Source organism: Xanthomonas sp. SHU 308, assembly GCF_000364645.1.
Classification (GTDB): Bacteria; Pseudomonadota; Gammaproteobacteria; order Xanthomonadales; family Xanthomonadaceae; genus Xanthomonas_A; species Xanthomonas_A sontii.
Genome location: NZ_AQOK01000253.1, coordinates 1 through 6,627, shown reverse-complemented (window position 1 = coordinate 6,627; position 6,627 = coordinate 1). Strand labels below are relative to the sequence as shown.

Below are 6,627 nucleotides of genomic sequence, written 5' to 3'. Positions count from 1 at the left end.
GCCGGCGTTGCGTGGCGCAGCGCCTGACTGGCCGTCAGGTCAAGCCGCGCGGCGCCGGCCGCGCGCCTGCCAGGCCCAACCCGAAGGGCCGCGATTGCGCGCGCCCATGGCCGCGTCATCGCTCGGGCGTGGACGGACGTCCACTTCCTCGCTCTTCCTTGCCACAGGCGCGCGCAATCGCGGCGCGGCATGCTCGGGGATTGATGACACGCCCTAGGTCACGCGCTGGAGACGCCGGGGCAATCGGAAGCGGCATGAGGCACATCGAGAACCGTGCGCAATGCCGCAAGCAGGCACGGCATGCGCCAACCGCCGTGCCGTTGCTCTGCTCGCAATCGCGACGGGTCAGCCCGCCGCGGTGCGCGGTGCGCTGGCGCTGGTGGCCAGTTGCGGCCAGCGCTTCAGCACCGCGGCGCGGATGCCGGCGGCGTCGATGCCGGCTTCGGCCAGCAGTTGCTCGCGGCTGGCGTGGTGCTGGAACGCGTCGGGCAGGCCCAGGTGCAGCACCGGGCGCAGCACGCCTTCGGCGTTGAGCAGCTCGGCCACGCCGGAACCGGCACCGCCGGCCACCACGTTGTCCTCGATGGTCACGAAGCCTTCGTGGCTCTGCGCCAGTTCCAGCAGCAGGGCGCGGTCCAGCGGCTTGACGAAGCGCATGTTGACCACGCTCAGGCCGAGCTCGCGGCCGACCTGTTCGGCCGCCGCCAGGGTCGCGCCGAACGCCAGCAGCGCCACCGTGTGGCCCTGCGCGCGCACTTGCGCCTTGCCGATCGGCAGGGGTTCCAGCGTGGTCCCGGGGGCGACCCCGGGGCCGGTGCCACGCGGGTAGCGCACCGCGGCCGGGCCGGCATGGCGCAGGCCCGTGCTGAGCAGTTGCCGGCACTCGGCTTCGTCGGCCGGCGCCATCACCACCAGGTGCGGCACGCAGCGCAGGAAACTCAGGTCCAGGTTGCCGGCATGGGTGGCGCCATCCGGGCCGACCACGCCGCCGCGGTCGATCGCGAACAGCACGTCGAGCTGCTGCACCGCCACGTCGTGCACCAACTGGTCGTAGCCGCGCTGCAGGAAGGTGGAATAGATCGCCACCACGGGCTTGGCGCCGTGCACGGCCATGCCCGCGGCCAGGGTCACCGCGTGCTGCTCGGCGATGGCCACGTCGAAGTAGCGCTGCGGGTATTCCTTGCTGAAGCGCACCAGGCCGGAGCCCTCGCGCATCGCCGGGGTGATCGCCAGCAGCGCCGGCTCGGCCGCGGCCATGTCGCAGATCCAGTCGCCGAACACGTCGGTGTAGGTCGGCGCCTTGGCGCCCGGCTTGGCCACCAGGCCCTTGCTCGGATCGAACGGGCCCACGGCGTGGTAGCCGATCTGGTCGCCCTCGGCCAGTTCGTAGCCCTTGCCCTTGGTGGTGATGACGTGCAGCAGCTGCGGACCCTTCAGGGTCTTGAGCGTCTTCAGCGCGCCGAGCAGCGCCGGCAGGTCGTGGCCGTCGATCGGGCCGGTGTAGTGGAAGCCCATTTCCTCGAACAGCGTGGACGGCACGAACATGCCCTTCCAGTGTTCTTCCCAGCGTCGCACGAAGCGCGCGGTGGGGTTGCTCTTCTTGTCGCCGAGGATCTTCTTGCCGCCCTCGCGGATGGCGTTGAGGGTCTTGCTGCCGCTCATTCGCCCCAGCATCTTGGTGACCCCGCCGACCGCCTCGGAGATCGACATGCGGTTGTCGTTGAGGATCACCAGCAGGTTCGGTTCCGGGTCCATGCCGCCAGCGTGGTTCAGCGCTTCGTAGGCCATACCCGCGGTCATCGCGCCGTCGCCGATCACCGCCACCACCTTGCGTTCGTCGCCCATGCGCTGCAGCGCCACCGCCATGCCCAGCGCGGCCGAGATCGAGGTGGAGGAATGGCCGACGCCGAAGGTGTCGTACTCGCTTTCCTCGCGCTTGGGGAACGGCGCCACGCCATCGGCCTGCTTGACCGTGTGGATGCGGTCGCGGCGCCCGGTGAGGATCTTGTGCGGATAGGTCTGGTGGCCCACGTCCCACACCAGTTGGTCGACCGGCGTGTCGTAGAGGTAGTGCAGGGCGACGGTGAGTTCGATCACGCCCAGCCCGGCGCCGAAATGGCCGCCGCTCTTGCCGACGCACTCGATCAGAAAGGCGCGCAGTTCCTCGGCGATGGCCGGCAGCTCCGATTCATCGAAGCGACGCAGTTCGGCGGGGACCTGGATGCGCGAGAGGCGCGGATAGCGGGTGGGGTCGATCATCGGAATGGAGGTTCAGCGGACCTGTCATTTTCCTCTCCATTCCGGGCACGCGCAATCAACCCGTTCAGTCGCGGGCGCGTGGATGGCCGGTTTTGGCCGGGGTGCGGCAATCCGTCGCAGCGGGCGTGACGGCGGCGTGAGGCCGCGCGGCTACAACGAGAGCTTCGAGCGCTTCGGCAACTGCGCCTTCAGGAACGACATCTGGTCGGCCAGGATGTTGCGATTGGACAGGATCAGATGCTCGATCCAGCTCGGCCGGTACGGCACCGCCAGCAGCGGCATCGATGCCTGCTGCGGGGTGCGATTGCCCTTGCGCGAATTGCAGTGGAAGCACGCGGTGACCACGTTCTCCCAGATGTCGCGGCCGCCCTTGGACACCGGCAGCACATGATCGCGGGTCAGCTGCGGGCGGCTGAACTGCTGGCCGCAGTACAGGCACAGTTGCGCGTCGCGGGCGAACAGCGCGGTATTGGTCAGGGTCGGGGTGGGGTCGAGCGCACGCGCATGCGCGTGGCCGCGCGCGGCGATGATCGGATGCAGTTCCAGCACGCTGCGCTCGCCGCTGGCGCGACAGATGCCACCGTGGATATGCAGGCACGGCTCGCCGAGGGTCCAGGCGACCGCGCCGCGTGCGTACAGGCAGGCGGCGTCCTGCCAGTTGATCCAGTCCAGCACGCGGCCATGCGCGTCCAGCGACAGCAGCCGGACCGAAGGCAGGTGGGAAGGGGACGCCGCAGGCGACGGGACCGCGGCCGAGGCGCCGCAGGCCCCGGTATCGATCAGACCAAGCGTTGTTGTGTCTGTCTCCATCGGGAAGACAGCTTATACCCGATTGGTGACGGTTTGTGTATCGGTCGCGGCGGGCCGTGCAACCCAGGCACGGCGTGCATGCCGGGGCTGCGTTCGGGCCTGGATGCGCGACTCAGAACTGCGCGTCGGCCAGTGTCATCAGCGGCGCGGCGCCGCTGTCGATGGCCGCGGCGTGGGTCAGCGTGCGCGGCAGCAGGCGAGCGTAGTAGAAGCGCGCGGTCTCGCGCTTGGACTGCTTGAACGCCTCGCCATGCGCCGAGGCCTCGGCCGCGGCGACGCTGCGCGCCCACCAGTAGGCCAGCACCACGTAGCCGGAATAGAACACGTAGTCGTAGCTGGCCGCGCCCAGTTCCTCGGGATTGCCGGCGGCGCGCTGCAGGATGCGCTTGGTCAGCGCCGCCCACTCGGCGGCCTTCTCGCGCAGCGGGGCGACGAATTCGGCCACCGCCGGGTTGTCGGCGTGCTCGGCCAGGAAGGCCTCGATCTGCGCCAGGAACAGCTTCAGCCCGGCGCCCTGGCTGGACGCGGTCTTGCGCCCGATCAGGTCCAGCGCCTGGATGCCGGTGGTGCCTTCGTACAGGGTGGTGATGCGGGCGTCGCGTGCCAGCTGCTCCATGCCGTGTTCGTGGATGTAGCCGTGGCCGCCGAAGCACTGCAGCGCGTGATAGGTGTTCTCCACCGCCCACTCGGTCTGGCAGGCCTTGGAGATCGGGGTGAGGAAGCTGACCAGCACGTCGGCCTGCTCGCGCTCGGCCGGGTCCTGGGCGCTGTGCGCGATGTCGATCAGGGTGGCGGCATGCAGCGCCAGCAGGCGGCTGCCTTCGGTCAGCGCCTTCACCGTCAGCAGCATGCGGCGCACGTCCGGGTGCACCAGGATCGGGTCGGCCGGCTTCTCCGGCAGCTTGGCGCCGCTCAGCGAACGCGACTGCAGGCGCTCGCGGGCGTAATGCAGCGCGTTCTGGTAGGCGCGCTCGGACAGGCCGATGCCCTGCAGGCCGACGCCGAGGCGCGCGGTGTTCATCATGGTGAACATGGCCTGCAGGCCCTTGTGCGGCTGCCCGACCAGGTAGCCCTCGGCGCCGTCGAAGTTCATCACGCAGGTGGCCGAGCCGTGGATGCCCATCTTGTGCTCCAGCGAGCCGCAGCGCAGCGCGTTGCGCTCGCCGACGCTGCCGTCGCGGGCGACCTTGAACTTCGGCACCACCAGCAGGGAGATGCCCTTGGCGCCGGCCGGCGCGTCCGGCAGCCGCGCCAGCACCAGGTGCACGATGTTGTCGGTGAAGTCGTGCTCGCCGGCGGTGATGAAGATCTTGGTGCCGCTGACCGACCAACTGCCGTCGGCGTTGGGCTCGGCGCGGGTCTTGAGCAGGCCCAGGTCGGTGCCGCAGTGCGGCTCGGTCAGGCACATGGTGCCGGTCCAGCGGCCATCCACCAGCGGTTTCAGGAACACCTCCTGCTGCCAGGCCTCGCCGTGCTGCTTGAGCGCCTCGACCGCGCCGTGCGACAGCAGCGGGAAGTTGCCCCAGGCCAGGTTGGCGGCGTTGACCATTTCGTTGAGCGGCACGCCCAGGGTGTGCGGCAGGCCCTGGCCGCCGAACTCGGCGGCGGCGGTCAGCCCGGTCCAGCCGCCCTCGGCGAACTGCCGGTAGGCCTCGCGGAAGCCGGGCGCGGTGGTCACCGCGCCGGTGGCCTTGTCGAGGGTGCAGCCGTGCTCGTCGCCGACCCGGTTCAGCGGCGCCAGCACGGTGCCGGTGAAGCGCGCCGCTTCTTCCAGCACCGCATCGATCAGTTCGGCATTGGCGTCGGCATGGCCGAGGCGGGCAAACAGCGCCTCCACCTGCAGCACGTCGTGCAGCGCGAAGCGGAGATCGGTCAACGGGGCTTGATAGGTGCTCATGCGATCGCTCGTGACGAGGGCCGCGGTGCGGCCGAGGCGCCCAGGATACTATGGCGTATGGAGTATGCGCAGCCGCGCCGAACCGGCCGGTGCGCGGCGCCGTTCAGTCGAGCAGGCCGTGGCGGACCGCGTAGCGCACCAGTTCGGCGGTATTGCGCATGCCCAGCTTGTTGAGCACGCGGAAGCGATGGTTCTCGGCGGTCTTGACGCTGATCTGCAGCACCCGCGCGATCTCCTTGGTGGTGCGGCCCTCCACGATCAGGTGGAACACCTCGCGTTCGCGCGCGGTCAGGCTGCGGTAGGGATCGGGCGGCAGCGCCTGCGGCTGCTGCATCTGCGCCACCAGTGCCTGCGCGGCCTGCGGCGAGAAGTGGCCGCGGCCGGCGTGCAGGTTGCGCACCGCGGCGATCAGGTCGGCGCTGGCGCTGTCCTTGAGCAGATAGCCGGAGGCGCCGGCGCGCACCGCGTGCAGCACGTATTCGTGTTCCTCGTGCATGGTCAGCACCAGGATCCGCGCCAGCGGCACGGTCTCGCACAGCCGCCGGACCACGTCGATGCCGTTGAGCCGCGGCATCGAGATGTCCACGATCGCCACATCCGGGCTGGTCGCCTCGGCCTTGGCCAGCGCCTCGATGCCGTCGGCGGCCTGCGCCACCACCTGGATGCCGTCGATCGCGTCGAGCACGGCGACCAGGCTTTCGCGCACCAGGGTGTGGTCGTCGGCGATGAGGACCCGGATCGGCGCGCTCATGCCGGTGCGCTCCAAGCGCGCCGACAGGCGGGATGTCGCGGCGTGTGCAGCGCCGCGCGGGTGTCGGGGCGGGGCAGGGCGATCACGTTCAATCGGCCTCCAGCGGGACCCGGATCTGCACGCAGCAGCCCTCGCCCGGGGACGATTGCAGGCGCAGGCTGCCGCCGCTCAGGCGCAGGCGTTCGCGCAGGCCGCTCAGGCCGCTGCCGCCGGCCACCAGCGCCTGCTGCGGGTCGCAGCCGCGGCCGTCGTCGAGCACCTGCAGATGCGCCCAGCCGTCGCGGGCCACCAGCCGCAACAGCACCGACTGCGCAGCCGAGTGCTTCAGCGCATTGGTCAGCGCTTCCTGCGCGCTGCGGAACAGCAGGGTCTGCAGCGCTTCGTCCAGCGTCGGCAGCGGGCCGATCTCGACGCTGACCGGGGTGGCGCCGGCGGCGGACTGGCTGCGGCCGAGCCAGCCCAGCGCGGCTTCCAGTCCCAGGTCGTCGAGGATCGGCGGGCGCAGCAAGCGCGACATCTGCCGGGTGTCTTCCAGTGCTTGCGTGCACAGCTGGATGGCGTCCTCGAGCGGCGCGCGCAACGCGGCGTCGGCCGCGCCGAGCGCCGCGCCCAGTTGCGCCAGCCGGTGCTTGAGCACGGTGAGGTTCTGGCCGACGCCGTCGTGCAGCTCGCGCGCCAGGCGCCGGCGTTCGTCCTCCTGCACCTTGACCACGGCGCGGCCGAGGCGGCGGAATTCGCGTTCGTTGGCTTCCAGCCGCTGCAGCAGCAGGCGGTAGCGTTCGGCGGCGGTCGTGGCGGCGTCGTTCATGGCGTGGTCTGTGCGCGCGCGACAGCGGAACCGTCGGTGGCCTGCGCCGCGGCGCGGCGGGCGCGTTGCGCGGCGGCGTGGTCGCCGAGCGCGTCCAGGCGC

The 6,627-nt window shown here is 70.7% G+C and carries 5 protein-coding genes; all 5 read right to left on the bottom strand.

Going from position 1 to position 6,627, the window contains the following annotated elements; all coding sequences use genetic code 11:
* Window positions 1-345: 345 nt before the first annotated feature.
* Window positions 346-2,259: a 1-deoxy-D-xylulose-5-phosphate synthase gene (gene dxs, locus D588_RS0109505; protein WP_017915807.1), complete on the bottom strand. Its 1,914-nt coding sequence runs from the start codon at window positions 2,257-2,259 to the stop codon at window positions 346-348.
* 150 nt (window positions 2,260-2,409) lie between these two features.
* The gene (locus tag D588_RS0109500) at window positions 2,410-3,069 is read right to left on the bottom strand and encodes an HNH endonuclease (protein WP_026143548.1); all 660 of its coding nucleotides are present in this window, start codon (window positions 3,067-3,069) and stop codon (window positions 2,410-2,412) included.
* Between the two features lie 112 nt (window positions 3,070-3,181).
* Window positions 3,182-4,966, bottom strand: a complete 1,785-nt coding sequence (locus D588_RS0109495; RefSeq protein ID WP_017910880.1) for an acyl-CoA dehydrogenase C-terminal domain-containing protein — start codon at window positions 4,964-4,966, stop codon at window positions 3,182-3,184.
* A gap of 103 nt (window positions 4,967-5,069) precedes the next feature.
* Window positions 5,070-5,717 (bottom strand): response regulator transcription factor, encoded by a 648-nt coding sequence (locus tag D588_RS0109490; protein WP_017911263.1) that lies wholly within the window; start codon window positions 5,715-5,717, stop codon window positions 5,070-5,072.
* A gap of 88 nt (window positions 5,718-5,805) precedes the next feature.
* Entirely contained in the window at window positions 5,806-6,525 is a 720-nt protein-coding gene (locus D588_RS0109485) for a sensor histidine kinase (protein WP_017915806.1), read from the bottom strand.
* Window positions 6,526-6,627 lie beyond the last annotated feature (102 nt).

What these genes read in the sequence shown, in the direction of transcription:
- D588_RS0109500 (WP_026143548.1), bottom strand. Translation starts at nt 3,069, where the DNA reads ATGGAGACAGACACAACAACGCTTGGTCTGATCGATACCGGGGCCTGC.
- dxs (WP_017915807.1), bottom strand. Translation starts at nt 2,259, where the DNA reads ATGATCGACCCCACCCGCTATCCGCGCCTCTCGCGCATCCAGGTCCCC.
- D588_RS0109485 (WP_017915806.1), bottom strand. Translation starts at nt 6,525, where the DNA reads ATGAACGACGCCGCCACGACCGCCGCCGAACGCTACCGCCTGCTGCTG.
- D588_RS0109495 (WP_017910880.1), bottom strand. Translation starts at nt 4,966, where the DNA reads ATGAGCACCTATCAAGCCCCGTTGACCGATCTCCGCTTCGCGCTGCAC.
- D588_RS0109490 (WP_017911263.1), bottom strand. Translation starts at nt 5,717, where the DNA reads ATGAGCGCGCCGATCCGGGTCCTCATCGCCGACGACCACACCCTGGTG.